This window comes from Hyphomicrobiales bacterium (assembly GCA_002869065.1).
Lineage (GTDB): Bacteria > Pseudomonadota > Alphaproteobacteria > Rhizobiales > Rhodobiaceae > Rhodobium.
Genome location: PKTR01000002.1, coordinates 813,197 through 838,769 on the forward strand (window position 1 = coordinate 813,197; position 25,573 = coordinate 838,769).

23 protein-coding genes are annotated in these 25,573 nt (G+C 63.3%); 12 read left to right on the plus strand and 11 right to left on the minus strand.

What is annotated here, in order from left to right; all coding sequences use genetic code 11:
• Nucleotides 1–6 precede the first annotated feature (6 nt).
• The 5 genes from C0606_07550 to C0606_07570 all read right to left on the minus strand — a co-directional run bounded on the left by C0606_07550 (nucleotide 7) and on the right by C0606_07570 (nucleotide 5,441).
• Complete coding sequence (locus C0606_07550) at nucleotides 7–1,665, minus strand: transcription termination/antitermination protein NusA (protein PLX38081.1); 1,659 nt, start codon at nucleotides 1,663–1,665, stop codon at nucleotides 7–9.
• A gap of 143 nt (nucleotides 1,666–1,808) precedes the next feature.
• Nucleotides 1,809–2,396, minus strand: a complete 588-nt coding sequence (locus C0606_07555; protein ID PLX38082.1) for a ribosome maturation factor RimP — start codon at nucleotides 2,394–2,396, stop codon at nucleotides 1,809–1,811.
• A 616-nt stretch (nucleotides 2,397–3,012) separates the two neighbouring features.
• Nucleotides 3,013–4,542, minus strand: a complete 1,530-nt coding sequence (locus C0606_07560; protein ID PLX38083.1) for a hypothetical protein — start codon at nucleotides 4,540–4,542, stop codon at nucleotides 3,013–3,015.
• Between the two features lie 125 nt (nucleotides 4,543–4,667).
• A complete protein-coding gene (locus C0606_07565; protein PLX38084.1) occupies nucleotides 4,668–4,898 on the minus strand; it encodes a hypothetical protein in 231 nt (76 codons plus the stop codon).
• 12 nt (nucleotides 4,899–4,910) lie between these two features.
• Complete coding sequence (locus C0606_07570; protein PLX38085.1) at nucleotides 4,911–5,441, minus strand: hypothetical protein; 531 nt, start codon at nucleotides 5,439–5,441, stop codon at nucleotides 4,911–4,913.
• A 435-nt stretch (nucleotides 5,442–5,876) separates the two neighbouring features.
• Here C0606_07570 and C0606_07575 point away from each other — a divergent pair, with 435 nt between their 5' ends.
• Nucleotides 5,877–6,809, plus strand: a complete 933-nt coding sequence (locus C0606_07575; protein ID PLX38086.1) for an EamA family transporter — start codon at nucleotides 5,877–5,879, stop codon at nucleotides 6,807–6,809.
• A gap of 70 nt (nucleotides 6,810–6,879) precedes the next feature.
• Here C0606_07575 and C0606_07580 read toward each other — a convergent pair whose 3' ends face one another.
• The 5 genes from C0606_07580 to C0606_07600 form a co-directional block, all read right to left on the minus strand.
• Nucleotides 6,880–7,569, minus strand: coding sequence for a tRNA (guanosine(46)-N7)-methyltransferase TrmB (locus C0606_07580; protein PLX38087.1), 690 nt, complete (start codon nucleotides 7,567–7,569; stop codon nucleotides 6,880–6,882).
• 34 nt (nucleotides 7,570–7,603) lie between these two features.
• Entirely contained in the window at nucleotides 7,604–8,773 is a 1,170-nt protein-coding gene (locus tag C0606_07585) for a methionine adenosyltransferase (GenBank protein PLX38088.1), read from the minus strand.
• 363 nt (nucleotides 8,774–9,136) lie between these two features.
• Complete coding sequence (locus C0606_07590) at nucleotides 9,137–9,547, minus strand: transcriptional regulator (protein PLX38089.1); 411 nt, start codon at nucleotides 9,545–9,547, stop codon at nucleotides 9,137–9,139.
• 175 nt (nucleotides 9,548–9,722) lie between these two features.
• Nucleotides 9,723–11,348: an apolipoprotein N-acyltransferase gene (locus C0606_07595; GenBank protein PLX38090.1), complete on the minus strand. Its 1,626-nt coding sequence runs from the start codon at nucleotides 11,346–11,348 to the stop codon at nucleotides 9,723–9,725.
• 180 nt (nucleotides 11,349–11,528) lie between these two features.
• A complete protein-coding gene (locus C0606_07600; GenBank protein ID PLX38091.1) occupies nucleotides 11,529–11,984 on the minus strand; it encodes a transcriptional repressor in 456 nt (151 codons plus the stop codon).
• Between the two features lie 340 nt (nucleotides 11,985–12,324).
• Here C0606_07600 and C0606_07605 point away from each other — a divergent pair, with 340 nt between their 5' ends.
• From C0606_07605 to C0606_07645, 9 genes are all read left to right on the plus strand, one after another.
• Nucleotides 12,325–12,831 (plus strand): beta-hydroxydecanoyl-ACP dehydratase, encoded by a 507-nt coding sequence (locus C0606_07605; GenBank protein ID PLX38092.1) that lies wholly within the window; start codon nucleotides 12,325–12,327, stop codon nucleotides 12,829–12,831.
• Nucleotides 12,832–12,976: 145 nt separating this feature from the next.
• Nucleotides 12,977–14,194, plus strand: coding sequence for a beta-ketoacyl-[acyl-carrier-protein] synthase I (locus tag C0606_07610; GenBank protein ID PLX38093.1), 1,218 nt, complete (start codon nucleotides 12,977–12,979; stop codon nucleotides 14,192–14,194).
• Between the two features lie 36 nt (nucleotides 14,195–14,230).
• On the plus strand, nucleotides 14,231–15,076 hold the full coding sequence (locus tag C0606_07615) for an enoyl-[acyl-carrier-protein] reductase FabI (protein PLX38094.1): 846 nt from the start codon (nucleotides 14,231–14,233) through the stop codon (nucleotides 15,074–15,076).
• 791 nt (nucleotides 15,077–15,867) lie between these two features.
• Nucleotides 15,868–16,860, plus strand: coding sequence for an adenosine deaminase (locus tag C0606_07620; GenBank protein PLX38095.1), 993 nt, complete (start codon nucleotides 15,868–15,870; stop codon nucleotides 16,858–16,860).
• 1,080 nt (nucleotides 16,861–17,940) lie between these two features.
• Nucleotides 17,941–18,603, plus strand: coding sequence for a phosphoribosylanthranilate isomerase (locus tag C0606_07625; GenBank protein PLX38096.1), 663 nt, complete (start codon nucleotides 17,941–17,943; stop codon nucleotides 18,601–18,603).
• Entirely contained in the window at nucleotides 18,600–19,844 is a 1,245-nt protein-coding gene (gene trpB / locus C0606_07630) for a tryptophan synthase subunit beta (protein PLX38097.1), read from the plus strand. Before C0606_07625 ends, trpB begins: the two co-directional genes overlap by 4 nt.
• A gap of 2 nt (nucleotides 19,845–19,846) precedes the next feature.
• The gene (locus tag C0606_07635; protein PLX38098.1) at nucleotides 19,847–20,689 is read left to right on the plus strand and encodes a tryptophan synthase subunit alpha; all 843 of its coding nucleotides are present in this window, start codon (nucleotides 19,847–19,849) and stop codon (nucleotides 20,687–20,689) included.
• Between the two features lie 78 nt (nucleotides 20,690–20,767).
• Complete coding sequence (locus C0606_07640; protein ID PLX38099.1) at nucleotides 20,768–21,751, plus strand: acetyl-CoA carboxylase carboxyl transferase subunit beta; 984 nt, start codon at nucleotides 20,768–20,770, stop codon at nucleotides 21,749–21,751.
• 72 nt (nucleotides 21,752–21,823) lie between these two features.
• Entirely contained in the window at nucleotides 21,824–23,140 is a 1,317-nt protein-coding gene (locus C0606_07645; GenBank protein PLX38100.1) for a bifunctional folylpolyglutamate synthase/dihydrofolate synthase, read from the plus strand.
• Between the two features lie 36 nt (nucleotides 23,141–23,176).
• Here the strand turns inward: C0606_07645 and C0606_07650 are convergent, their stop codons facing one another.
• Nucleotides 23,177–23,359, minus strand: a complete 183-nt coding sequence (locus tag C0606_07650) for a hypothetical protein (GenBank protein PLX38101.1) — start codon at nucleotides 23,357–23,359, stop codon at nucleotides 23,177–23,179.
• Nucleotides 23,360–23,772: 413 nt separating this feature from the next.
• On the opposite strand from C0606_07650, the gene C0606_07655 reads away from it, so the two are divergent.
• Both C0606_07655 and C0606_07660 read left to right on the plus strand, forming a co-directional pair.
• Nucleotides 23,773–24,285, plus strand: coding sequence for a ferritin (locus C0606_07655; GenBank protein ID PLX38102.1), 513 nt, complete (start codon nucleotides 23,773–23,775; stop codon nucleotides 24,283–24,285).
• 67 nt (nucleotides 24,286–24,352) lie between these two features.
• Nucleotides 24,353–25,567, plus strand: a complete 1,215-nt coding sequence (locus C0606_07660; GenBank protein PLX38743.1) for a methylamine utilization protein MauG — start codon at nucleotides 24,353–24,355, stop codon at nucleotides 25,565–25,567.
• The last annotated feature ends 6 nt before the right edge of the window (nucleotides 25,568–25,573 follow it).

Here is a 25,573-nt window from a genome sequence, read left to right on the forward strand (position 1 = left end):
CCGCCTTCAGGCGCCGGCCGAGGTATCCGGCAGAACCGTGTGGATGACGGCGTTGGCGGTGGCATCTTCCTCCGCCGCGTCCTCCTCGGCCTCGACCTCTTCCGCGGGGGCGAGGTCTTCCTCGGTGATCCAGCCGGCGGCAAGACGCGCCGACATGATGATCGCCTCGGCATCGGCGCGCGACAGATCGAGCTCGCTCAGCGCGCCCGGATGACGGATCACGTCGCCGTCCTTCTTTTCGGTCCAGCCGACCAGATCGTCGGTGGCACAGCCGGCGAGATCGTCGACGGTCTTGATCTCGTCCTTGCCGAGCGCGACCATCATCGCGGTGGTCAGGCCCGGGATCTCGCGCAGCGCATCCTCGACACCGAGCGCCTTACGCTCCTCATCGAGCGCGCGTTCGACCTCTTCGAGGTGCTCGCGGGCGCGCTCCTGGATCTCTTCCGCCGTTTCCTCGTCGAAGCCTTCGATGACGGCGACTTCTTCCGGGTCCACATAGGCGACTTCCTCGACCGAGGTGAAGCCTTCGGAAGCGAGAAGCTGGCCGACGACTTCGTCGACATTGAGGGCATCCATGAACAGGTTGCTGCGCTCGGTGAATTCCTTCTGCCGGCGCTCGGATTCTTCCTGCTCGGTCAGGATGTCGATGTCCCAGCCGGTGAGCTGGGAAGCGAGGCGCACATTCTGGCCGCGGCGGCCGATGGCCAGCGACAGCTGCTCGTCGGGCACAACCACCTCGATGCGCTCGGCGTCCTCGTCGAGCACGACCTTGGCGACCTCGGCCGGCTGCAGCGCGTTGACGATGAAGGTCGCCGGATCTTCCGACCACGGAATGATGTCGATCTTCTCGCCCTGCAGCTCGTTGACGACGGCCTGGACGCGGCTGCCGCGCATGCCGACGCAGGCGCCGACCGGGTCGATCGAGGAATCGCGCGAGATCACCGCGATCTTGGCGCGCGAGCCCGGATCGCGGGCGACCGACTTCACCTCGATGATGTTGTCGTAGATTTCCGGCACTTCCTGGGCGAACAGCTTGGCCATGAACTGCGGATGGGTGCGCGACAGGAAGACCTGCGGGCCGCGCTGCTCACGGCGCACGTCGTAAACGTAGGCGCGCACGCGGTCGCCGTTGCGGAAGGCTTCGCGCGGGATCGTCTCGTCGCGGCGGATGATCGCCTCGCCACGACCGAGGTCGACGATGACGTTGCCGTATTCGGTGCGCTTGACGACGCCGTTGACGATCTCGCCGATGCGGTCCTTGAACTCGTCGAACTGGCGGTCGCGCTCGGCCTCGCGGACCTTCTGCACGATGACCTGCTTGGCCGACTGCGCGGCAATGCGGCCGAAATCGAGCGGCGGCAGCGGTTCGGCGATGAAGTCGCCGACCTGGGCGGCCGGGTTGCGCGCCACCGCTTCCTCGATCGCGATCTCGGTGGCCGTATTCTCGACCGTCTCGACGGCCTGCAACAGGCGCTGCAGACGCAGCTCGCCGGTGCGGGTGTTGATCTCGGCGCGGACCTCGGTTTCCGAACCGAAGCGCGAGCGCGCCGCCTTCTGGATGGCATCCTCCATGGCGCCGATCACGATGGAACGGTCGATCGCCTTTTCGCGGGCAACCGCATCCGCGATCTGCAACAGCTCGAGCCGATTTGCGCTGATGGCCATTTTCGCATCTCCCTCAGGGGCCAGGCCGGGCGGGCTTTGCGCCCGGCCGGTTGCGGAATGCCGGCCATTTCTTGCGGCCGCTTCCGTCGATTGTCGTGACGCGCCCGCAAGGGACGCGCGAAATTCCGTTGTCTATCGCCGGCCTACTTGCCGTCGGATTCCAGTTCCTCGGCGCCGCTCTCTTCGGCGAGCGCGGCCTTGCCGGCCTTCAGCGCGGCGCGAATGAGCGAATCGGTCAGCACCAGGCGGGCGTCGTCCAGCTCGTCGAGCGGCAGCCAGATGATGTCCGGCTCGCCTTTCGGCACGTCCTGTAGCTTCAGCCCGAAGCGTCCGTCCTCGACGCCGAGCAGGGTGCCGCGGAAGCGCTTGCGGCCGTCCTGCATCACCGCCATCTCGATCTTCGCCAGATGGCCGGACCAGCGCTCGAAGTCCGACGCGCGGACCAGTAGCCGGTCGATGCCGGGCGAGGAAATCTCGAGGTGATAGGCAGTCTTGATCGGGTCGTCGACGTCGAGCGCCGGCGACAGCTCGCGGCTGATCGCCTCGCAATCCTCGACCGTCATGGTGCCGTCCGGGCGCTCGGCCATCACCTGCAGGGTGCAGCCGTTCATCGCCGAGACCTTGATGCGCACCAGCCGGTAGCCGAGATCCTCGATGACGGGTTCGGCAATTGCCGCGACCCGCGCTTCGAGCCCGGATTCGGTGACCAGACGTGGTTCGTTCCGTGACACGGAATGGATCGTCCTTATCTCGCAGGCACCCGACAAACCGGCGCCGTTTCAAATCTTTGTTTGCGCGTTTTCTTGTCCAAAAAGTCTGTCAACTTTTTGGACAAGAAAACGCGCCTGGTAAAGGCCCACAATGCTTGCGCGGTGGCCCTTTGAACACATGGGGACTTCCCGCATGGGCGGAGAAATTCCCCTAGAGCATTTCCCGTGAATGCTGAGTCACCGAAAATGCTCTATCTCTTCTTTTGCCGCGCATTCTTCTCCGAAAAGTCTATCAACTTTTCGGGAATGCGCTCCAGATCATCGTGGCCAAAACGATGACCGCGATATGACGCGCGCCCTCAAAACGGTCGCGCAGGTAATAAAAAAGAGCGGGTCCCGGCGGGCCCACCCTCATCGTCTCCTTGTCAGGAGCAGACTGAGATTTGAGTTCAAGCGCAATATACGCCGATTTGCGCGGATTTCAAGGTGGGGGGAAACACAACAACATCGACCAGCTTCCTTCACCGGGAACGGGCCACACGATTGCTTGTTCTGGATTCGGCCCGGCCTTTTCTTCCGTGACCCGCGCTTCTACGTGGATCGGACGGGCCCGCAGGCCCACCACGACCACCTCCCCTCACGGGTGATACCACATGGCGAACTCGGCGAACCGCGATGCCGTCCACCAGCCGCTCGTGCCGGTGCCATAGTTGAAATTCTTCGAGCCCGCCTGGCTTTGCAGCGGTGACGAGACCTCGCCACCAGGCATTCGCTTTGCCGTCCAAGTCGCGGTTTCGGGAACCACCATGGCGACATGACCGGAGCGGCCCTCCTGTTTGCGCCGGGCGATGATCAGGCAGACCGCGCCGAGATTTGCCCGGTTCTGCAGCTCGGTTGACGAGGTTGCCCGCAGCCAGCCATGAGGCCCGCCATAATCGCGGAGCCACCGGAACAGGTCGTTCGCCCGCATTTCGCGGATCGTATCGCCATAGAGCGGTTTCGGCTGGTCGCCGGCGGCGATCTTCAAGAGCGCCTTGTCGGTCCACCACACGCGCGGCAGATAGACACCGGCCAACGCGCAGAAATCGTGCGCGTAGATGTTGCAGAAGGTAAGTCCCGAATGCGGCCGGTAGCGTTTATGGGCGCCTTTTGCCGGATCGAGATAGGTAATGATGGTGGCCAGTTCGGCGCGCAGTTCGTCGGGCGTGCCGGAGCTACGGCCCGGCATGTTCGCCTCGTTGAGAGAATGCGCGTTGGCGTTTTCCGTGCGTTTCGTGATCGTGCCCTGTTTGCGCGGCATCCAGACCGCTGGAATGGCCTTTTCCTTTGATGCGGCGAGCGACGCCGAGACGACGACTTCAGGCGCGGCATCGACCGGCACCAGATAGTCGAGCGAGCTGAAGCCGCGGAAGACGGTTCCATCGATCACGGTCTCGATCTCGATGAAACCGTTGACCGCTTCGCCGGTGAAAGCGCGCACGGGCCAGCCATCCGGCATTTCGGCGATAACGTTTCTGGTCAGCGGGCTGCTGATCTCGGGCTCGCTGCGCAATCGCAGCGAGGTCGTCAGCGTTTCGACCCGGAAGAACGGCCCGGTGGCGGACAGCACGAGTGGTTCGGCCGGCTGTGCCTCGACCTCACCCGGCGCGGGGATACCGCGCGCGATCGCGAGATAGTCGTTGATATGTTCGCCGTAATATTTCGAACCGTCGAAATGGCCCTGCTTGAGCCCCTTGTTCGGCTTGAAACCGCCGGTGTTGTAAGTGATCGCGACCGTGCAGAACTCGAAATCGGAAATCGACGGCTTGTGGTCGAGATCGCGTTTCTTCAGGGCTGAAGTCAGTTCGCGAAGCGCCCGCCCGAGCGTTTCTTCAAAGCGCTCGTAACGCCGTTCGAGAAAATAGTCGGGATCGCTTTTGAAGAACTGCAGATCGTACTGGAACACGCCGAAGCCGTGGCAGAACTTGTCCGGCCGGTTCTTGGCGAAGCCGTAGCCAGGCACGTGCTCGGCCATCGCCAACAGCGCGGCACGGGCGATGTCGAACATTTCCTGACCGCGCGGATGGGCGACGAGCATATCGGGATCGAAGACCGTTCCGTCGAGCGCGGCTTCGAGTTCGTTCCAGAATGTTTCCTTGAACCAGCGAATATCCTCTTTCTTCGGCATGACTCCCTCCCTTGTCGTGCCTGACGGGTGCGTTTACTCCAGCTATTTCTTCGGTGATGGCGCCAGCAGACCGGCCAGCGCGCCGACCGCCGCCGACCCGAGCGCGACGATGGAATCCGGCAGCGTTACACTCGGATCCCGGACGTAGATCGCGATGACGAGGCCCCGATGACAGTGATGATCGCGAGGATCCCGAGCACGGACACTACCCAGCGATAGATCCACAGGTCGTATTCGATCGGCGAACGAATTTCTTCGACGGAACTGGCAATCATTCCGCGGACATCTTCGGGAAGATCTCCCCTTGCGGTGAGTGCCGACAGATTCTTCGCTATTTCCTTCATATCGGCGGACATTTTGGCGCTCCTTTACATGAACTCGACCTGGACGACATACGTCGAGGTGTCTCCGATTGGCGAAATCACACTGCGAAACCCGTCAAGAATGCGAAATTGGATTTCGCGACATCGAAGCCGGTCCGTGGCGGCGCGGGTCCGCCAGGTGAAATAGCCGTCGCGCTGAAACTCGAAGCGCAGACCGTCACGCTGGGTCCACCACATGTTTGCGTTGATGCCGATCGAGATTTTCCGTTCCCGCAGAACGCCGTCGCAGGAGAGTTCCACATCGACGTCGAGCCGCTTCTTGCTTTCAAGGAAGGCGAGCGCTTTCGGGCCGCCCAGAACGGTGAAGGAGATCCACAATTCCCTCGGCCGGCGCATGCGCCAGACGGCGCCGGCTTCGCCGACGCGCTCGGCGAGGCGGGTCGGCGCATAGCCCGGGGCACCGGACGTTCCCGCCGAAACGACCGGCTCGGAAATGTTGAAGAGATCCGCCGATGCGGCGCCCGGCACAAGCGCGGCAAACAGCGCGATCGAAGTGAATGCGGCTTTGGTCAGCATGCGTCGGGTCCGTCGATGATGTGCTGAATTCGTGCGCGTTTAACGAGTTCTCATATTATTTACTAAATTACAGATTGTATTTCTGTTCGTGTCAACCATGGATACGTCGTCGCGTCCGCTTGATGCCGCTATCGACGCACCGAGCACTCCTGACGGGCTTCGAACCTGTCGAAGCAGAGGCCCGCTCGATCGCCGTGCTGAACGAAGCGATCGTCATCACACGATTCGGAATGCGGGATTTTGGTCTGGGGTGCTAAAGGCATGGGGGACGGCGCGTCGGCGCGTTAGCTCACATTCGATTTTGACGCGTATTCTCATCCAAAACCGGTGCTCCCTTTGTGGGAATACGCTTGAGGTGCCCGCATGTCCCGATCCCCTGAGCCCTCTCGCCAATCCCGGACTTCGCCGCGCGTGGCGAAAAAGCCCAACGTCACGATGACCGGCTTCGAGTGGTCGCTGCTGATCGGCCTGTCGCTTTTGTGGGGCGGGTCGTTCTTTTTCGTCGGCGTCGCGGTGTCGGGCCTGCCGCCGTTTTCCATCGTCTTTCTGCGCGTCGCGATCGCCGCGCTCATCCTGCATGTGGTGGTGCGCGCCTTCGGGCCGGGCATGCCGAAGGGCGGCGCGGTGTGGCTCGCCTTTTTCGGCATGGGCTTCCTCAACAACGCGATCCCGTTCTCGCTCCTGGTGTGGGGCCAGACGCAGATCGCCAGCGGGCTCGCCTCGATCCTCAATGCCACGACGCCGCTCTTTGGCGTGGTCGTCGCGCATTTTCTCACCGACGACGAGCCGATGCGGGCAAACCGGGTCGCCGGCGTTGTCATCGGCTTTGCCGGCGTCGCGGTGATGCTTGCGCCGGAACTGACAGGGGAAATGGCAGGCGAAGTGAGTGGCGCCCTGCTTGCCCAGCTCGCCTGCCTCGGCGCGGCGCTGTCCTATGCCTTCGCCAGCGTTTTCGGGCGGCGCTTCAAGCGCATGGGCGTCTCGCCGATTGCCACCGCAACCGGCCAGGTCACCGCCTCGTCGATCCTGCTCCTGCCGCTGGCGCTGTTGGTTGACCGGCCGTGGGAGCTGGGGATGCCGTCGATGTCCGTCTGGCTGTCTGTGCTGGCGCTTGCGTCGGTCTCGACGGCGCTCGCCTATATTGCCTATTTCCTGCTCTTGGAGACGGCGGGCGCTGTCAACCTGTTGCTGGTGACGCTGCTCGTTCCCGTCGGCGCGATCCTGCTCGGCTGGCTGCTCCTTGCCGAGCGCCTTTCGCCAGAGCACGGCATCGGCATGGCGCTGATCGCGCTCGGCCTTGCGGCGATCGACGGACGGCCGACGCGCTGGCTGAAAGGCCGGCTCTTTCGCAGCGAAAAAGCCGGCTAAAGCGCTTTAGCCGTTTGTTTTGACGCGTATTCTTGCCCGAAAACCGGTTCCCACTTTTCGGGAATACGCTCTAGACGCGCTTGAACGTGAGATAGGTCGGCGTGCGGCCTTCGCGGATCGCCTTTGCCTCATAGCGGGTGCCGGGCCAGCCGTCATAGGGCTCGCGCCAGTCGTCGGCCTTTCGTGCCGTCCATTCGAAGGCCGGATGGTCGCGCAGATGGGCGAGCGTCCAGGCGATGTAATGCGGGATGTCGCTGGCGACGCGGAACTCGGCGCCCGGTTTCAGCGCGCGGGCGACGCGGTCGAGCATTTCGGCGGAGATGAAGCGCCGCTTCCAGTGGCGCCGCTTCGGCCAGGGATCGGGATAGAGCAGATACATCCGCGAAAGCGAGGCCTCGGGCAGCCAGTCGAGCACGTCGGTGGCGTCGCCATTGTAGAGGCGGATATTTTCGAGGCCCGTCAGGTCGATGGCGGAAACCGCCTTCGCCATGCCGTTGATGAACGGTTCGCAGCCGATGATGCCGACATCGTCGTGCGTCTCGGCCTGATGGATCATGTGCTCGCCGCCGCCGAAGCCGGCCTCAAGCCAGATTTCGTCGACGGGGACGGGAAACAGGTCGGCGACGCGCGCGGGTGCCGGCGCCGTCGGGTCGACGGCAAGCTGCGGCAGCAGCGTGTCCATCAGACCCTGCTGCCGGGCTTTCAGCTTGTGGCCCTTGTTGCGGCCGTAAAGCGTCGGCGCGCGCTGCTTTTCGATCATGGCCGCAGGGTCGCCTGCTCACATCACCTGATGATTAGAACGCGCCCTTGAGAGCGTCGACCAGGTCGGTGCGCTCCCAGGAAAAGCCGCCGTCGGCATCCGGGTCGCGGCCGAAATGGCCATATGCGGCAGTGCGCTCGTAGATCGGCCGGCTGAGCGAGAGGTGCTCGCGGATACCGCGCGGGCTCAGGTCCATGACCTTCATCAGCACTTCCTCGAGCTTGCCCTCGTCGACATTCGAGGTGCCGTGCCCGTCGACATAGAGCGACAGCGGCTTCGACACGCCGATCGCATAGGCGAGCTGGATGGTGCAGCGCTCGGCGAGACCGGCGGCGACCACGTTCTTGGCCAGGTAGCGCGCGGCATAGGCGGCCGAGCGGTCAACCTTGGTCGGGTCCTTGCCGGAGAAGGCACCGCCGCCGTGCGGGGCTGCGCCGCCATAGGTGTCGACGATGATCTTGCGGCCGGTCAGGCCGGCATCGCCGTCGGGACCGCCGATGACGAACTTGCCGGTCGGATTGACCCACCATTCGGTGGCGTCCGAAATCCAGCCTTCGGGCAGGGTCTCGCGGATATAGGGCTCGACGATCGCCCGCACGTCGTCGGAGGTGAGATCCGGGTCGAGGTGCTGGGTCGACAGCACGATCGAGGTGGCGCCGACCGGCTGGCCGTTTACGTAGCGCACCGAGACCTGGCTCTTGGCGTCGGGGCCGAGCTTCGGCTCGGTGCCGTTGTGGCGGACCTCGGCGAGGCGCTCGAGAATCTTGTGCGAATAGTAGATCGGGGCAGGCATCAGCGCCGGGGTTTCGCGGCAGGCATAGCCGAACATGATGCCCTGGTCGCCAGCGCCCTCGTCCTTGTTGCCGCTGGCATCGACGCCCTGGGCAATGTCGGATGACTGACCGTGCACGAACGAGGTGACGTTGGCGTTCTTCCAGTGGAAGCCGTCCTGCTCGTAGCCGATGTCGCGGATTACCCGGCGGGCGACCTCTTCCATCGCAGCACCGTCGATTTCGGCGGGGCCGCGCACTTCACCGGCGAGCACGACCTGATTGGTCGTCACCAACGTCTCCACAGCGACGCGCGATCCGGCGTCTGCAGCAAGGAAGGTGTCGAGGATCGCATCGGAAATCCGATCGCAGACCTTGTCGGGATGCCCCTCGGAGACGGATTCGCTGGTGAAGAGGTAAGTGTTTCGTGACATCAATCCAACGCTTCGTTCTGGCGCGGCCGAAACGGCCGGTCGCCGCAGCAAGCCGGCTCCATGGGTGGCATGGGGGAGCGGGTTGGCGGCGGATAAATTTTCGGCGGGATCACGCGATCCCGCCGTTGCGTGTCTGTTTCTGACAACCTTTGGGAAGGGGGTCAAGTGACATTTGGTGGCAGGGCGGGTGCTTTTCGGGCGGTTTATGGCGGGTCGTACCATCGCCGGCGCCGAGCGGGACCGCAGTCAGGCGCGCGGTCGAATAAGATTTTTTCCCCAAAAAAGAACCGCCCCCGGGCATACAACCCGGGGGCGGCTTCATTGCTCGATGCCTGCCGCCGGTCGGCGGCAGTGCGGATGCGACTATTCGCTGTCGTCGGCCAGTGCCTTGACCAGCTCGACGATGCGCTTGCGCACCTTGGCGTCCTTGATCTGGACAAAGGCCTTGTTGAGCGAGAGGCCTTCCGAGCTCGACAGGAAATCGACCACATAACCGGCCGGCTTGCCTTCGGCGAAGCCCTTGGCGGCTTCGTCCGGCGTTCCCGGCGCATCTTCGAAGAAGAAGGAGATCGGCACCTTGAGAACCGTAGCGATGTGCTGCAGACGGCTGGCGCCGACGCGGTTGGTGCCCTTCTCGTATTTCTGAATCTGCTGGAACGTGATGCCGAGATGCTCGCCGAGCTTCTCCTGACTCATTCCAAGCATCATGCGTCGCAAGCGGACGCGACTGCCGACATGAATGTCGATTGGATTCGGTGATTTCTTACTGGGCATGGGCCTTCTACTCTTTATCGTTCGGACCTCGTTGGATCCGAAGGTTTGTGGCCGGCCCGTCCCTCTCGCCCTGCGGCGCAGAAACATCCCCACGGACGTCCGGAAGTTAAACAGCGGCAGCGCAACAGGATGTGCTGCGCCGCCAAAATGACTATGCAATCCCAATTGTTAATGGTCAATTATGATGGTTGACAAAAGCTTTTTTGTTGTTAACGCGAATTGTGATTGCCGCCAAGAACAATCCCAGGATGATAACCATTAACGGAAGGTTGCCATAGTTTTTGTATGGCGTCGCGGGGATCGCACGCGGCAGTTCCGAATCAATTACGCCCGATATTTCAAGCGCCAATCGCGCTTTCACCCGTCCAAGCGGATCGATAATAGCAGAAATGCCGGTATTGGCGGCACGCACGACGGGGACCCCCTGCTCGACGGCGCGCACGCGCGCCTGATGCAAGTGCTGGTAGGGCCCGGGCGTGTTGCCGTACCAGGCATCGTTGGTCACATTCAGCATCCATTGCGGGTCGCCATCACCGAGCGCGACTTCAGATGGGAAAATTATCTCGTAGCAGATCAACGGGTCGGCGGGCGGCGCGCCGGGGATCTTCAAGGCGCTGCGTTCGGTACCCGCCTCAAAGCCGCCGCGCCTGCGGGTGAGCTGCTGCAACCCGATCGACTCCAGGGTCTGCTGGAACGGCAGATACTCGCCGAAGGGCACAAGGTGGACCTTGTCGTAGGCGTCGAGGATGGTGCCGTCGTGCCCGACCACATAGATGCTGTTGTAGTAGCGGCGGCGTTTCTCGCCGGGCAGCGCGGGGTCGGCGCGGGTGGCGCCGGTGACCAGCGTCGTACCCGGCGGCAAAAGCGCGGCGATGGCGGCAAGCGCCTGCGGCGTCTCGCGCAGCAGGAACGGCAAGGCGGCTTCCGGCCAGATGATGTGGGTGACGCTGACGACGCCGAGCCGATCGGGCGAGGTCGCACGGTCGGACAGTTCCAGATAGGTCTGGAGAATGCGCTCGCGGTTCTCGGGGCGCCATTTCTCCTTTTGCGGAATCGACGGCTGAACGATGCGCAGGCGGACCGTGTCATTGACGCCGGGCTCGATGGTCGCAAGGCGAATGCCGCCATAGAGCAACAGGCCCGCATACAGCAGGACGACAGCGGCAAGCAGGATGCGGGCGAGGCGCTGACGGTTCCCGCCGACCAGCATGGCGGGGGCGGCGAAAACCAGCACGGCAATTACGGCGAGCCCCTCGACGCCGATCAGGCTCGCCGCCTGCATTTGCAGGGTGTTGGCGGCAAAGGCATAGCCGAGCCCGTTCCAGGGAAAGCCTGTGAGGATGTGTCCGCGCAGCCATTCGGCAGCACCGAACGCGGCGGCAAGCACCAGGATCCGGCTCGCGTCATCCGACCAGAACAGCCGCGCGAAGCCCGTCGCCAGCCCGTAGAACAACGCCAGGCCGGCCGGCAGCAGAACGATCGCGAAGGGCAGCATCCAGCCGAAATCCTCGGCTTCGACGAGGAAGGCGCCGCCGATCCACCACAGACCGGCAAGGAAATAGCCGAAGCCGAACCACCAGCCGATCGCGAAGCCGGGCCGCACACGGCGCAGCCGTCCGCTGGCGTTGGCGACGGTCGCCCCGTCGATCAGCCAGACGAGGAGGGGAAAGGTCAGCCAGAGCAGCGGGAAGGCATGGAACGGCGCCTGCGCCAGAGCCGAGACGGCACCGGCGAAAAACGCGGTGGCGAAGCGGCGCCAGCCCCACAAAAGAACAATGCGATCAGCGACGGCAGTCAGCATGGGGCCCGCAACTCATCCCGCGAATCGATGGATCGGACGACCCTGAATCGTTCCGCCTGCTTTGTCCAGAAATTGCACGCGCGGAGTGCGCCAGGTGTGTCGCGTCGGCGACACGGATGTACGGAACCGGAAAGCCTTCCGGCTTTCTCGGGTTCAGGACCGGATTTTCAGGAAAAGCGTTCAGCGCTTGCGGCGCAGGCGCACGACCACTTCGACACTGGTGATTTCCATGCCTTCGGGCGGCTCAGGCAGCGCCTCGATGTGCATGCAGTCGTCCGGCACGTCGAGCACCTCGTTCTCGCCTTCGACGAAGAAATGGTGATGCTCGGTGGTGTTGGTGTCGTAAAAGGCCCGGCTGTTGTCGACGGCAAGCTCGCGCAGCAGCCCGGCCTGGGTGAACTGGTTAAGAGTATTGTAGACGGTGGCGAGCGACACCGGAATGTCGGCGGCAACCGCATCGGCATGAAGTTGTTCGGCCGACAGATGGCGGTTGCCATTGCCGTAGAGCAGCAGCGTCAGCGCGATCCTCTGACGCGTCGGGCGCAGACCGGCGGCGCGCAAAAGCGTCGTCGCACCGACTTCGTCGGTCGATGATTTCAGCGGATGCATGTCCGTCGGCGCGCCGTAATATGCCATCGTATTCCAATACTTCCAGCGGTTTCGGCAGACCAATAATCTGTCCCAAAACCTCAACATTCCGCGCGGTCAAAGCCAAATTTCGCGGAAAACAGCCATGCCTCTATCATAAGAACTCCACGCCATCGATGCAATATCGGCGTTTTGCTGAGCCGGCTCGGGATTTTTATCACGCCGGCGGACACAACGAATTGTTGATTTCACGGGCGTCAATTCGCCCGCCAAGATGGCCGAACGGGCCTTCCTTCGTCGCGGGAACGTGTGATAGGAAGGCCGTGATTAATGAAGTTGGGCCCTGAGTGCGGCCACGCCGCGCAATAAAAACGATACGGAATTGACGATGCAAGAACGCCGCTCGAGCTATGGCTACGAGGAACTGCTCGCCTGCGGACGGGGAGAATTATTTGGTCCCGGCAATGCGCAGCTGCCGCTGCCGCCGATGCTGATGTTCGACCGGATCACCGCGATCTCGGAAGAAGGCGGCGAGTACGGCAAGGGCCATATCCGCGCCGAACTGGATATCAAGCCGGATCTCTGGTTCTTCCCCTGCCACTTCCAGGGCGATCCGGTGATGCCGGGCTGTCTCGGCCTTGACGCCATGTGGCAGATGCTCGGCTTCTTCCTTGGCTGGTCCGGCTCGCCGGGCCGCGGCCGCGCGCTGTCGTCGGGCGAAGTGAAGTTCTCCGGCATGGTGGTGCCGAGCGTGAAGAAGGTCGAATACGGCGTCGACCTGAAGCGCGTCATGCGCTCCAAGCTGGTGCTCGGCATCGGCGACGGGTGGCTAAAGGCGGACGGCGAGACCATATTCAAGGCCAAGGACCTCAGGGTCGGTCTTTTCACCACCTGAGCAAACCGGCTGCTGCAGGCCATATTTCGGATGGCGCCGCGCCAGCGGGGGGCGGCGAACGGGAATGCCTGACGGAGATCGGCCCGGCGGAAATCGACCCGGGCGGCGCGTCACGCTGCAACGAAAAACGAAACAGGGAAGTACAATGAGACGTGTGGTCGTGACAGGAATGGGCATTGTCTCGCCGATCGGCAACAACGCCCAGGAAGTGATGGCTTCGCTGCGCGAGGGCCGTTCCGGCATCGTCAAGGCGGACGACTACGCCGAGCTCGGCTTCCGCTGCCAGGTGCATGGCGCGCCCGACCTCGATCCGTTCGAGGTTCTCGACCGGCGCACCACCCGCTTCATGGGTGCCGGTGCTGCCTGGAACTACATCGCCATGCAGGAGGCGATCGCCGATGCGGGCCTCGAGGACAGCGACGTCAGCAACGAGCGCACCGGCCTGATCATGGGCTCGGGCGGCCCGTCGACGAAGGCGATCGTGGCCGCTGCCGACATCACCCGTGAAAAGGGCCCAAAGCGGATCGGCCCGACCGCGGTACCGAAAGCCATGTCGTCGACCAATTCGGCCACGCTGGCGACCCCGTTCAAGATTCACGGCGTCAACTATTCGATCTCGGCCGCCTGCGCGACCACCAATATCTGCATCGGCAACGCGGCCGAGCTGATCCAGTGGGGCAAGCAGGACATCATGCTCGCCGGCGGCGGCGAGGAACTCGACTGGACGCTGTCGAACCTGTTCGACGCCATGGGCGCCATGTCGTCCAACTTCAACGACACCCCGTCGACCGCCTCGCGGCCCTACGCCAAGAACCGCGACGGTTTCGTCATCGCCGGCGGTGCCGGCGTGCTGGTGCTCGAGGAGCTGGAACACGCCAAGGCGCGCGGCGCCAAGATCTACGGCGAGATTGTCGGCTATGGCGCGACCTCGGACGGCTACGACATGGTGCAGCCATCGGGCGAGGGTGCGGAACGCTGCATGAAGCTCGCGCTGTCGACGGTCAAAGACAAGATCGACTACATCAACCCGCACGCCACCTCGACGCCGATCGGCGACAGCCGTGAGGTTCAGGCGATCCGCGCCGTGTTCGGCGACAGCATTCCGCCGATCTCGGCGACCAAGGCGCTGTCGGGCCATTCGCTGGGCGCGGCCGGCGTGCACGAAGCCGTCTATTCGCTGTTGATGATGCAGGGCGACTTCATTGCCGCCTCTGCCCATATCGACGAGATCGACGAGGAATTCGCCGATCTGCCGATCGTGCGCGAACGGATCGACAATGCGGGCCTCAACTGCGTCCTGTCGAACGGCTTCGGCTTCGGTGGCACCAATGCCACCGTCGTGTTCAAGCGATACGGCGCGTGAGCGCCACACAAACGCAATTACTGAGGGGACCGGCTCATGGCTGAGCTGATGAAGGGGAAGCGTGGCCTCATCATGGGGGTCGCCAACAATCACTCGATCGCCTGGGGCATCGCCAAGAAGCTCGCCGACGAGGGTGCGGAGCTTGCCTTCACCTATCAGGGCGAAGCCTTCGGCAAGCGCGTCAAGCCGCTGGCGGAGTCGGTCGGGTCGAACCACCTGATCCCGTGCGAAGTCGAAGACATCGCCTCGATCGACACCGTCTTCGAGACGCTGAAGAAGGACTGGGGGAAGATCGACTTCCTCGTTCATGCCATCGCCTTTTCCGACAAGAACGAGCTGAAGGGCCGCTTCGCCGATACGACGCGGGAAAATTTCTCGCGCACCATGCTGATCTCGTGCTTCTCCTTCGTCGAGGTGGCCAAGCGTGCCGCCGCGCTGATGACCGACGGCGGCTCGATGGTGACGCTGACCTATGGCGGCTCGACCCGGGTGATGCCGAACTACAACGTGATGGGCGTCGCCAAGGCCGCGCTTGAATCCTCGGTGCGCTATCTCGCCATGGATTACGGCCTCGACAATATTCGCGTGAACGCGATTTCGGCGGGCCCGGTACGTACGCTGGCGGGTGCCGGCATCACCGATGCGCGGCTGATGTTCTCCTACCAGAACACCAATTCGCCGCTGGGGCGCACCGTTACCATCGACGAGATCGGCGGCACCGGCCTCTATCTGCTGTCGGACCTGTCGTCGGGCGTCACCGGCGAGGTGCATTTCGTCGATTCCGGCTACAACATCGTCTCGATGCCGCGCCTCGACGAGCTGAAGGCCGCCGACCGGCGCCATGCCGAGGAAGAACAGGGCCGCTCCGACGCCGCGCAGTAGGGGCGTTTGGTTCAGGCGCAGAGCCCGTTCTTGCGTCATCCTCCGGCTTGACCGGAGGATCGGCCAGCGACGAGCGTAGCGTCAGCTGATTCCGCCTCGGCAGATCAGGCTTGGCTCATCTCCCCAATTCCAATTCCTTTCACGTTGCGAACGATCCTCCGGTCAAGCCGGAGGATGACGTGCGTTGATGGGGCAGGCGTCCATCGCACTCGCTTCCGGCATACCGTTGCGAGAAGGGCAATAGACCCCGGATCAAGTCCGGGGTTACGGGGAGAGTGTGAGGCGAAAGTGGTGCTTGCTTCAGGCGCACCCGGCCCGCAGGGCCGCAAGGCCGACCGGCCGTCGCTCGGCGGCAAGTCGGGTGTTCCCGACTTGCGCATGTCACAGAGTCAACACGGGAGCAACCGTGTTGAGGGCGCGCCGTCGCAGGCCAGTGAGCGGTGAGCGGTGAGCGAACGCTCGGCCGTGAGACCGATCAACGTCCGGGGTGACGGGGAGTGTTTGGAACTCAAGCCAAGCTCCCGAACCTTTCCCTGTCAGCCATCCCCCGATCCATCGTCATGCCGGACTTGATCCGGCATCCAATGGCAGCTGCGCAAATTGCAGGCGGCTGCTCCTTTGCTCTCTGTCGTCATCCTCCGGCTTGACCGGAGGATCGGCCAACAAAGAGCGTAGCGCGGGCGGGTCCTGTCGATGATGCGGGTGGTCGGTGTGCGATGCTCCCCCTGAAATGCCGTTTTCCTGCGCTATCATTCCACTGTGATGGAAAGTGATTCTTCGCGGAGGCCCTGATGTCCGACCTCATTTCGCGCCTGCCGAAGGCCGAGCTTCATCTGCATATCGAAGGCACCTTCGAGCCGGATCTGATGTTCGCGATCGCGGCACGCAATGGCATCGCCCTGCCCTATGCAAGCGTCGACGAGCTGCGCGCCGCCTACGCCTTCTCTAATCTGCAGGAGTTCCTCGATCTCTATTATCAGGGCATGAACGTGCTGCGGAGCGAAGAGGACTATTACGACCTGACGAGCGCCTATCTCGACCGTATCGCCGCCGACAATGTGGTTCACACGGAGATCTTCTTCGACCCGCAGGGGCACACGGCGCGCGGCGTTCCGTTCAAGGTGGTGCTCGACGGCATCACCGCGGCGCTGAAGGACGGCGAGGAACGGCACGGGATTTCCAGCCGGCTCATTCTCTCCTTCCTGCGCCATCTGTCCGAAGAGGACGGCTTTACGACCCTGAAGGACGCCGAGCCCTATCTCGACCGCTTCGTCGCGGTCGGTCTCGACAGTTCAGAACTCGGCCATCCGCCGTCGAAATTCGCCCGGCTGTTCGCGCGCTGCCGCGAGATGGGGCTGAAGCTCGTCTGCCATGCCGGCGAGGAGGGTCCGCCGGCCTATGTGCGCGAGGCACTGTTCGACCTCGGCGTCGACCGCATCGACCACGGCAACCGCTCGATGGAGGATCCCGAGCTGGTCGCCGAGATCGTCGCCCGCCAAGTTCCGCTGACCAATTGCCCGCTGTCGAACCTTGCGCTCTGCGTCATCGACGACATGACCAAGAGCCCGGTAAAGGCGCAACTCGACGCCGGCATGCTGGTGACGGTGAATTCCGACGACCCGGCCTATTTCGGTGGCTACATCAACGACAATTTCCGCGCCGTTGCCGAGGCCTTCTCGCTTTCCGACGCCGAGCTGAAGACGCTGGCCCGGAACAGCTTCAGCGCCTCGTTCCTCTCCGACGCCGACAAGACCCGCCACTTCGCGGCGGTCGAGGCGGCTTAGGCGAGCATTTTTGAACTCACCTCATTGACTACCGAGCGTCATTCTATCCAGCATTGAATGCCACTATAAATCTATAAGTAAGATTGTATCGCTTTCGGTGATGAGATGGCATTTGGAATTGAACCCTACTTAGAGCGTGCTCGAAAACACATTGAAAGCAATGATGAATTTCAGTTGCGATATGCATGTTTGGAACTTCGGCTTGGCCTCGAGAGGATCGCCTACCAAAAACTGCAGCTGCGATTGGGCCTCATATCGCCTGAGCAACTTCGCGGCTGGCAACCGCGAAAAGTCATTGAGACGTTGATTGATCTAGTCGACGAGCACCTGGCAGAAGACGTCACGGCTCGCATCTCCTTGAATGATGGAAACGGCTCTTCTTCGGAGAAAGCCGCGCTTGTCTGTAAAATGAAAGGCTTCTCACCCAAAAAACTCGGAAAATACTGGCAAAAAATAAGCTCTCATCTGCACGTTCCCATGCCAGAAAAGAAAGGTGATCTGCCACCCAAAATCGACACACATGCTCTAGCTACATTCCTCACTAAAGTAATTCAATTCATCGAAGAAATTTCAATCGAAGCTTCCGATTTTTTCGTTGCTGAGCGTGTTGAATTTACCTGTGACGAATGCAAAGAACAAATTTTTAGAAATGCATTAAATCTGAATGACAATGATATAGTCGAATGCCGAAATCCCCAGTGCCATGCCTCCTATCTTATTAAATTGGAGCCAGGGAAATTCGGTTATCGAAGAAATTTTCAATACCTTCCATGCCAAAATGATGCCTGTTCTGGGCATATGAGTATTGATGAAAATATCATTAAGCATTTAGGATACAAAGAATCCCTTTTTCGTGAATGCTCTGAATGCAATACTCAATACAAAATAAGTTGGGGACTTTACTGGGAAACGGGTCCCGAGGACGAGCAATGCATTTAGTCCCACCCAACTCCGGCAACCGCGGCGATTGAGTCCTTCATGTGACGGTTCGTTGCAGCGCCCCCGCTCTGGACACGGGCGGCGCGGCGTGGCACTTCACGCCTCGGTTTTCCTGGACGGGTTTTCTTGCACGGGCGGGCGATGGGCTTTCTCATCAAAATCTGCGGGCTGAGCGACGAAGCCTCGATCGATACGGCGATCGGGGCCGGCGCCGATATGATCGGCCTCGTCATCTTTCCGCCGAGCCCGCGCAACGTGTCGCTGGAAGTTGCGAGGCGGCTTGCCGATCACGCGCGCGGGCGCACCGAGATCGTCGCGCTCACCGTCAACGCGGACGATGCTCTGATGGACGCGGTCGTTGAGGCGATCCGGCCCGATTGCCTGCAGCTGCACGGCAAGGAAAGCCCGCAACACACCGCGGAGCTCGGCCGCCGCTACGGCCTGCCGACCATGAAGGCACTCGGCATTTCGAACGCCGAAGACGTCGCCCGCGCCGGCCTCTATGCGGGCTCCTGCACGCGCCTGTTGTTCGATGCCAAGCCGCCGAAGGACGCGACGCGGCCGGGCGGGCTCGGTGCCACCTTCGACTGGCGGCTGCTCGACGCGCTTGACCCGGCGGTCGGCTTCATGCTTTCCGGTGGGCTGGATACTAACAATGTCGCCGACGCCATCGCCGCCACGCGGGCCGAAGGGGTCGACGTTTCCTCGGGCGTCGAAAGCGCGCCGGGGATCAAGGATCCGGACAAGATCCGGGAATTCGTTGCCGCGGCGCGCGCTGCCGCGGTGCAAAGGAGTGCACAGTGACCAGTCAGCCCAATACCCTTCGTTCGGGTCCCGACGATCGCGGGTTCTTCGGTATTTTCGGCGGCCGCTTCGTCGCCGAGACGCTGATGCCGCTGATCCTCGAACTGGAAAAGGCGTGGGAAGAGGCGAAAGTCGATCCGGCCTTCGGCGAGGAACTGGCCCAGCTTTCGACCCATTATGCCGGCCGGCCGAGCCCGCTCTATTTCGCCGAGCGGCTGACCGAGCATCTTCGTGAGGTTTCTGCGGCCTCCGGCCGCGGGGGCGGCGCCAAGGTGTACTTCAAGCGCGACGAGCTGAACCACACCGGATCGCACAAGATCAACAACACGATCGGCCAGATTCTGCTTGCCCGCCGGATGGGCAAGACGCGGATCATCGCCGAGACCGGCGCAGGCCAGCATGGCGTCGCGACGGCGACCGTGTGCGCCCGTTTCGGCCTGCCCTGCGTGGTCTATATGGGCGCGACCGACGTTGAGCGGCAGAAGCCGAACGTGTTCCGCATGAAGCTTCTCGGCGCCGAGATCGTGCCGGTGACCGCCGGCGCGGGTACGCTGAAGGACGCCATGAACGAGGCGTTGCGCGACTGGGTCACCAATGTGGAATCGACCTACTACCTGATCGGCACCGCCGCCGGTCCGCACCCCTATCCGGAGATGGTCCGCGACTTCCAGGCGGTGATCGGCACCGAAGCGCGCGAACAGATCCAGCAGGCAGAGGGCAAGCTGCCGGATGCGGTGGTTGCCTGCGTCGGCGGCGGCTCGAACGCCATCGGCCTGTTCCATCCCTTCCTCGACGACGGCGACGTGGCGATCTACGGCGTCGAAGCCGGTGGACGCGGCCTCGATGGCGAAGAACATTGCGCCTCGCTCAATGCCGGCCGCCCGGGCGTGTTGCACGGCAACCGCACCTATCTCTTGCAGGACGACGACGGCCAGATCCTCGAGGGTCATTCGATCTCGGCCGGCCTCGACTATCCCGGCATCGGGCCGGAGCATTCCTGGCTGAAGGAAACCGGCCGCGTGACCTACGTGCCGGCGACCGACGACGAGGCGCTCGAAGCCTTCCAGCTGTGCACCAAGCTCGAGGGCATCATCCCCGCGCTCGAACCCTCGCACGCGCTTGCCTATGTGATGAAGCTTGCGCCGACGATGTCGAAGGACCAGATCATCGTGATGAACATGTGCGGCCGCGGCGACAAGGACGTGTTTACCGTCGCCGGCCACCTCGGCGTGGAGATGTGACCATGAAAGAGACCCGCATCGACCGCCGCTTCAAGGCCCTGGCCGAAGAAGGCCGCCCCGCCCTCGTGACCTTCGTCATGTCGGGCGATCCCGACTACGACACCGGGCTTGAGATCGTGAAGGCGCTGCCCGGCGCCGGCGCCGACGTGATTGAACTCGGCATGCCGTTTTCCGACCCGATGGCCGACGGCCCGGCAATCCAGCTTGCCGGCCAGCGCGCGCTCGCCGGCGGCCAGACACTGAAGAAGACGCTGCAGATGGTTGCCGCCTTCCGCGAGGGCGACGACGCGACGCCGATCGTGCTGATGGGCTACTACAATCCGATCTATTCCTATGGCGGCGACAAGTTCCTCGCCGATGCGGCCAAGGCCGGCGTCGACGGGCTGATCATCGTCGACCTGCCGCCGGAAGCCGATGACGAACTCTGTGTGCCGGCGATCGATGCCGGCATCAACTTCATCCGGCTGGCGACGCCGACGACCGATGACGCGCGGCTGCCGGCCGTGCTCGCCAACACCTCCGGTTTCGTCTATTACGTATCCATTCTCGGCATCACCGGAACCGCCGCACCGGATACCGGCAAGGTCGCCGAGGCGGTCGTACGCATCAAGAAGCAGACGACGCTTCCCGTCGCGGTCGGCTTCGGCGTCAAGACGGCCGCGCAAGCCGAGGCGATCGGTGGTGCATCGGACGGCGTGGTGGTCGGTTCGGCGCTCGTTGAAGCGGTGCGCACCAGCCTCGACGACGACGGCAAGGCAACCGCCGGTACGGTCAAGGCGGTGGCCGATCTGGTCGCCGATCTGGCCGGCGGCGTGCGTGCGGCAGGCCAGCGCGCGGCCGAATAACAGGCCTTATGCCCGCCACGTTTTGATGGCGGAATTCCTGGCGGCAGGGACCGCCACAAACCGAACGGACGCAAGCTCGTGAACTGGATCAACACCGTTGTTCGCCCGAAAATCCGCAATCTTCTCGCCAAGCGGGAAGTGCCGGAGAATCTCTGGATCAAGTGCCCCGAAACCGGGGAGATGGTGTTCCACCGCGATCTCGAGGCCAACAACTGGGTGGTGCCGGCGTCGGGCCATCACATGCGAATGCCGGCGGCCAAGCGTCTCGACATGGTGTTCGGCGACGAGGCGTGGGAGACCATCCCGACCCCGGAAGTGCCGGTCGATCCGCTGAAGTTCCGTGACGAGCGGCGCTACACAGACCGGCTGAAGGACGCCAAGACCAAGACCGGCAAGGAAGATGCCGTGCTGATTGCGCGCGGCGCCATCGACGGCGTCGACGTGATCGCCTCGGTGCAGGACTTCTCCTTCATGGGCGGCTCGCTCGGCATGGCCGCCGGCGAAGCGCTGATCACCGGCATGACGCTGGCGCGCAAGGAGAAGAAGCCGTTCGTGCTGTTTGTCTCCTCGGGCGGCGCGCGCATGCAGGAAGGCATTCTCTCCCTGATGCAGATGCCGCGCACCACGGTTGCGGTCGACGCGCTGAAGGATGCGGGCCTGCCTTATATCGTCGTGCTGACCAACCCGACGACCGGCGGCGTGACCGCGTCCTACGCGATGCTCGGTGACGTGCATATCGCCGAACCCGGCGCGCTGATCGGCTTTGCCGGCCCGCGTGTCATCGAGCAGACGATCCGCGAGAAGCTGCCCGAAGGCTTCCAGCGCTCGGAATATCTGCTCGAGCACGGCATGGTCGACATGGTGGTGTCGCGCAACGACCTGAAAGACACGCTCGCCCGGCTGTGCCGGCTGTTGATGCGCGTGCCGGCCGCCGGCAAGACCGAAGCACCGACCAAGCCCGCACCGGTTGAAGCCGCCGCGCCTGCAGAGCCGAAAGCCGAGGCCGAAACCGAAGCGGCAAAGGCCGAGAGCGAAGACGCCACGCCCGCCGCCGCGCAATAGCCCCATCTCCACCCCCGCATCCGGGCGACTCACGGCCGGGTGCGTCTCTTCGCCGGGAGCCCGGTTTCTCGCATGACCGAAGCCAGCACGATCCTGGAGCGTCTCGCGGCGCTGCACCCGAAGAAGATCGACCTGTCGCTCGATCGCATGTATCGCGTGCTCGCGGCACTCGATCATCCAGAGCGCCGGCTGCCGCCGGTGATCCATCTGGCCGGCACCAACGGCAAGGGCTCGACGACGGCGAACCTGCGCGCGATCCTGGAAGCGGCGGGCCGCTCGGTGCACGTCTACACCTCGCCGCATCTGGTGCGTTTCAACGAGCGTATCCGGCTCGGCGCGCCCGATGGCGGGCGCTTCGTCAGCGACGAGGCGCTGAGCGCGGCCCTCGCCCATGTCGAAAAGGTCAATGCGGGCGTGCCCGTGACGATCTTCGAGATCACAACGGCGGCGGCGTTCCATCTGTTCGCGGAAAACCCCGCCGACGTACTGCTGCTGGAGACCGGGCTTGGCGGCCGGCTCGATGCGACCAATGTGGTCGACACGCCGCTTGCCAGCGTGATTACCTCGATCTCGCTCGACCACGAGATGTATCTCGGCACCACGCTTGCGGAAATCGCGGGCGAGAAGGCTGGCATCATCAAGAAGGGCGTGCCGGTCATCACGGCGCCGCAGCACGGCGTCGTCGCCGACGTTCTGGATGCGGCCGCGGCCCGGCTCGATGCGCCGATATTTGCCGGCGGCGAAGCCTGGAGCGTGCACGAGGAACACGGGCGGCTGGTCTACCAGGACGAAGACGGGTTGCTCGATCTGCCGGCGCCACGCCTGCTCGGCGGCCATCAATACATCAATACGGGCCTTGCGGTCGCGGTGCTCAGGGCAACCGGGCTCGCGCCTGATGCCACCATCATCGAAGAGGGCCTCAACGACGTCGACTGGCCGGCACGGCTGCAGCGACTGACCAGCGGCACGCTGTTCGAGCTGGCTCCGAAAGGGGCGGATCTCTGGCTCGACGGCGGCCACAACCCGGCGGCGGGACAGGCGGTCGCGACCGTGATGGCGGATCTGGAAGACCGCTCTCCGCGACCGCTGGTGCTGATCGCCGGCATGCTGACGACCAAGGACAATGCGGGCTTTCTGAAGCCCTTCGCCGGCCTCGCACGCCAGGTCATGACGGTGCCGATCAGCGGTGTCGAGGCAAGCCTTGGCGCCGAGGAACTGGCCGAGGCCGCCCGCTCGGCGGGCCTGCCGGCGGAAGCCTTCGCCAGCGTCGAGGACGCGCTGATGACGCTGTCGTCGGAGCCCTTCGACAAGCCGCCGCGCATTCTCATCTGCGGCTCGCTCTACCTGGCCGGCACGGTGCTCGCCGATAACGAGACCCCGCCGGAATAATCTCCCCCAAACAGGCCTATCGGGGATGGTCGGGCGTCAGGACTGCGTCTCGAGCGCGTCGACGATGTGAAGCCGCGTGGCATTGCCGCGATCGCTGCAGCCGGCATCGCTGTCAGGTGCGGGCCGCATCCCGCCATCGCGGCAGCGGGTTCGGCTTTCCGCCTCCCGGATGAGCAGGGCGGCCATTCCACCCGCCGGCAGCATGTAGATCTTCTGCATCGTTTTCCCCTTGTTACGCGGGACGCCCAGGGCGTGGCACGGCACCGGTTGCTTTGTCCCGGAAAACACCTTGGTGCGGCACCCTGACCGCTTGCGCCGGTCTCGCTATTCTGGTATTGCGAATGACTTGCAATAGCAATTACGGTCCTTTACGGACCCAAGATGAGGAGAGGCAACGATGTTCGACCATGATGCTCTTGCCATTGTTCGGCTGTTCGGCGCATGGAGCGATGCCTATTGGGCACTCGTCGATCCGGCATCTCAAATCGAAGCGGCGCAGACAGGCGGTGACCGCGCTTTCGCCCCGCCCGCCGATCGGGGTCGTCTTGACGGCGGCAGATAGGTTTGCCCCACTACCTGTTTGCGCTAACTCCCGAGCGCCGATTTCAGCGACCCCAACTCAAGGACCTGCCATGAAGCTTGACGCCAATATCGAAAAAGCCCTCAACGACCAGATCAACAGCGAACTGCACGCCTCCTACATGTACCTCGCCATGGCGGCCTATTTCGATGCCGAGAGCCTGCCGGGCTTTGCCGCCTGGTTCCGTGCCCAGTCGCAGGAAGAAAACGGTCACGCGATGAAGATCTACGACTTCGTCTACAAGCGTGACGGGCGCGTCGTGCTCGAAGGTCTGGAAAAGCCGCAAGCCTCGTTCGACTCGCCGGAAGCGGCCATCGCCTATGCGTTCGAAATGGAAGAAAAGGTCACGCAGCAGATCCATGCGCTGTTCGAGCAGTCGCAGCAGGCCAGGGAATTCGGTACGCAGGCGATGCTCAACTGGTTCCTCGACGAGCAGATCGCCGAAGAAGACCAGTTCCGCCGCATCCTCGATCAGGTCCACGCCGCCGGCGACAGCCGTTGGCACCTTCTGATCCTCGACGGCCAGCTTTCGGCGCGCGACCGTGGCGGCGAAGCCGAGCAATAACATCATTGACGGGCGGATGACCCGCCGTCATCCGTCCGCTCGCATTCACGGAGGCTTCGCGGAAGCCATGACTGCCCGCTTCGATACGTCCGACACGGAAAAAAGCCCCTTCAGGAAACTTGCTGTGGCCTCTGTCGCCGTCGCAGGACTGACGCTCTGTTCCGCCGGCGCGTTCGCCGCCGATGCCGACGGCGCAATTCCCGGCCTCCCCGCCGCGCCCTACACGACGGTGGAAACACTCGGCTCGGCGCTGTTCTTCGACCTCAACCTGTCGAAGAACCGCAGCCAGTCCTGCGCCACCTGCCACGACCCAGAAATCGCCTTCGTCGATCCCCGGGGCGATGCGGTTTCTCTCGGCGACGACGGCACCTCGCTCGGCGATCGCAACGCGCCGACCGCCGCCTATTCGTCGTTCAGCCCGGCCTTTCACAAGACCAAGGCCGGCATCTTTGCCGGCGGTCAGTTCCATGACGGCCGCGAGCCGGACCTCGCCGGTCAGGCGGGCGGGCCACCGCTCAACCCGATCGAGATGGGCATGCCGGACAAGGCGAGCGTGGTCGCGCGGCTCATGGAAAACGCCGACTACGTCACGGCATTCAAGGCGCTCTATGGCGACGACATCTTCACCGAAGCCGACACCGCCTACGCGGCGATGACAAAAAGCATCGCGGCGTTCGAGATGACGCCGGCCTTCGCGCCGTTCGATTCCAAATACGACCGCTATCTGCGCGGCGAGGTGAAACTGACGGCAGAGGAGGAGCTTGGGCAGGTTCTGTTCTTCTCGGCGCAGTTCACCAACTGCAATCTGTGCCACCAGCTGCGCAAGACGCCGGGTGCGGCGAAGGAGACCTTTTCCAACTACGAGTTCCACAATATCGGCGTGCCGGAGAACCGCGCGGTCCGCGCGATCAACGGCGTCGCAAAGGGCTTCAAGGATCGCGGACTGCTGGAGAACCCGGCGATCGACGATCAGTCGCAAGCCGGCAAGATCAAGGTGCCAACCCTGCGCAATGTCGCCGTCACCGGGCCGTACATGCACAATGGCGTGTTCGAGGATCTGCGCACGGTGATCCTGTTCTACGACAAGTACAACAGCAAGGACCCGAAGCGGGCGATCAACCCGGAGACCGGCCAGCCCTGGGCGCCGCCGGAAATCGACGGCACGCTGTCGATGAAGGAACTGGAGACCGGGCCGGCCCTCGACGACAAGCGTGTCGACGCGCTCGTCGCCTTCCTCAAGACGCTGACCGACAGGCGCTACGAGCGCCTGCTCGACCAGTGAGGGCGG

Excerpts from the sequence above, each read along its gene's own strand:
- C0606_07655 (PLX38102.1), top strand. The coding sequence starts at position 23,773 with ATGAAGCTTGACGCCAATATCGAAAAAGCCCTCAACGACCAGATCAAC.
- C0606_07580 (PLX38087.1), bottom strand. The coding sequence starts at position 7,569 with ATGATCGAAAAGCAGCGCGCGCCGACGCTTTACGGCCGCAACAAGGGC.
- C0606_07590 (PLX38089.1), bottom strand. The coding sequence starts at position 9,547 with ATGCCCAGTAAGAAATCACCGAATCCAATCGACATTCATGTCGGCAGT.
- C0606_07560 (PLX38083.1), bottom strand. The coding sequence starts at position 4,542 with ATGCCGAAGAAAGAGGATATTCGCTGGTTCAAGGAAACATTCTGGAAC.
- C0606_07585 (PLX38088.1), bottom strand. The coding sequence starts at position 8,773 with ATGTCACGAAACACTTACCTCTTCACCAGCGAATCCGTCTCCGAGGGG.
- C0606_07660 (PLX38743.1), top strand. The coding sequence starts at position 24,353 with ATGACTGCCCGCTTCGATACGTCCGACACGGAAAAAAGCCCCTTCAGG.
- C0606_07550 (PLX38081.1), bottom strand. The coding sequence starts at position 1,665 with ATGGCCATCAGCGCAAATCGGCTCGAGCTGTTGCAGATCGCGGATGCG.
- C0606_07635 (PLX38098.1), top strand. The coding sequence starts at position 19,847 with ATGAAAGAGACCCGCATCGACCGCCGCTTCAAGGCCCTGGCCGAAGAA.
- C0606_07610 (PLX38093.1), top strand. The coding sequence starts at position 12,977 with ATGAGACGTGTGGTCGTGACAGGAATGGGCATTGTCTCGCCGATCGGC.
- C0606_07575 (PLX38086.1), top strand. The coding sequence starts at position 5,877 with ATGACCGGCTTCGAGTGGTCGCTGCTGATCGGCCTGTCGCTTTTGTGG.
- C0606_07625 (PLX38096.1), top strand. The coding sequence starts at position 17,941 with ATGGGCTTTCTCATCAAAATCTGCGGGCTGAGCGACGAAGCCTCGATC.
- C0606_07595 (PLX38090.1), bottom strand. The coding sequence starts at position 11,348 with ATGCTGACTGCCGTCGCTGATCGCATTGTTCTTTTGTGGGGCTGGCGC.
- C0606_07565 (PLX38084.1), bottom strand. The coding sequence starts at position 4,898 with ATGTCCGCCGATATGAAGGAAATAGCGAAGAATCTGTCGGCACTCACC.
- C0606_07620 (PLX38095.1), top strand. The coding sequence starts at position 15,868 with ATGTCCGACCTCATTTCGCGCCTGCCGAAGGCCGAGCTTCATCTGCAT.
- C0606_07645 (PLX38100.1), top strand. The coding sequence starts at position 21,824 with ATGACCGAAGCCAGCACGATCCTGGAGCGTCTCGCGGCGCTGCACCCG.
- C0606_07600 (PLX38091.1), bottom strand. The coding sequence starts at position 11,984 with ATGGCATATTACGGCGCGCCGACGGACATGCATCCGCTGAAATCATCG.
- C0606_07650 (PLX38101.1), bottom strand. The coding sequence starts at position 23,359 with ATGCAGAAGATCTACATGCTGCCGGCGGGTGGAATGGCCGCCCTGCTC.
- C0606_07570 (PLX38085.1), bottom strand. The coding sequence starts at position 5,441 with ATGCTGACCAAAGCCGCATTCACTTCGATCGCGCTGTTTGCCGCGCTT.
- C0606_07605 (PLX38092.1), top strand. The coding sequence starts at position 12,325 with ATGCAAGAACGCCGCTCGAGCTATGGCTACGAGGAACTGCTCGCCTGC.
- C0606_07615 (PLX38094.1), top strand. The coding sequence starts at position 14,231 with ATGGCTGAGCTGATGAAGGGGAAGCGTGGCCTCATCATGGGGGTCGCC.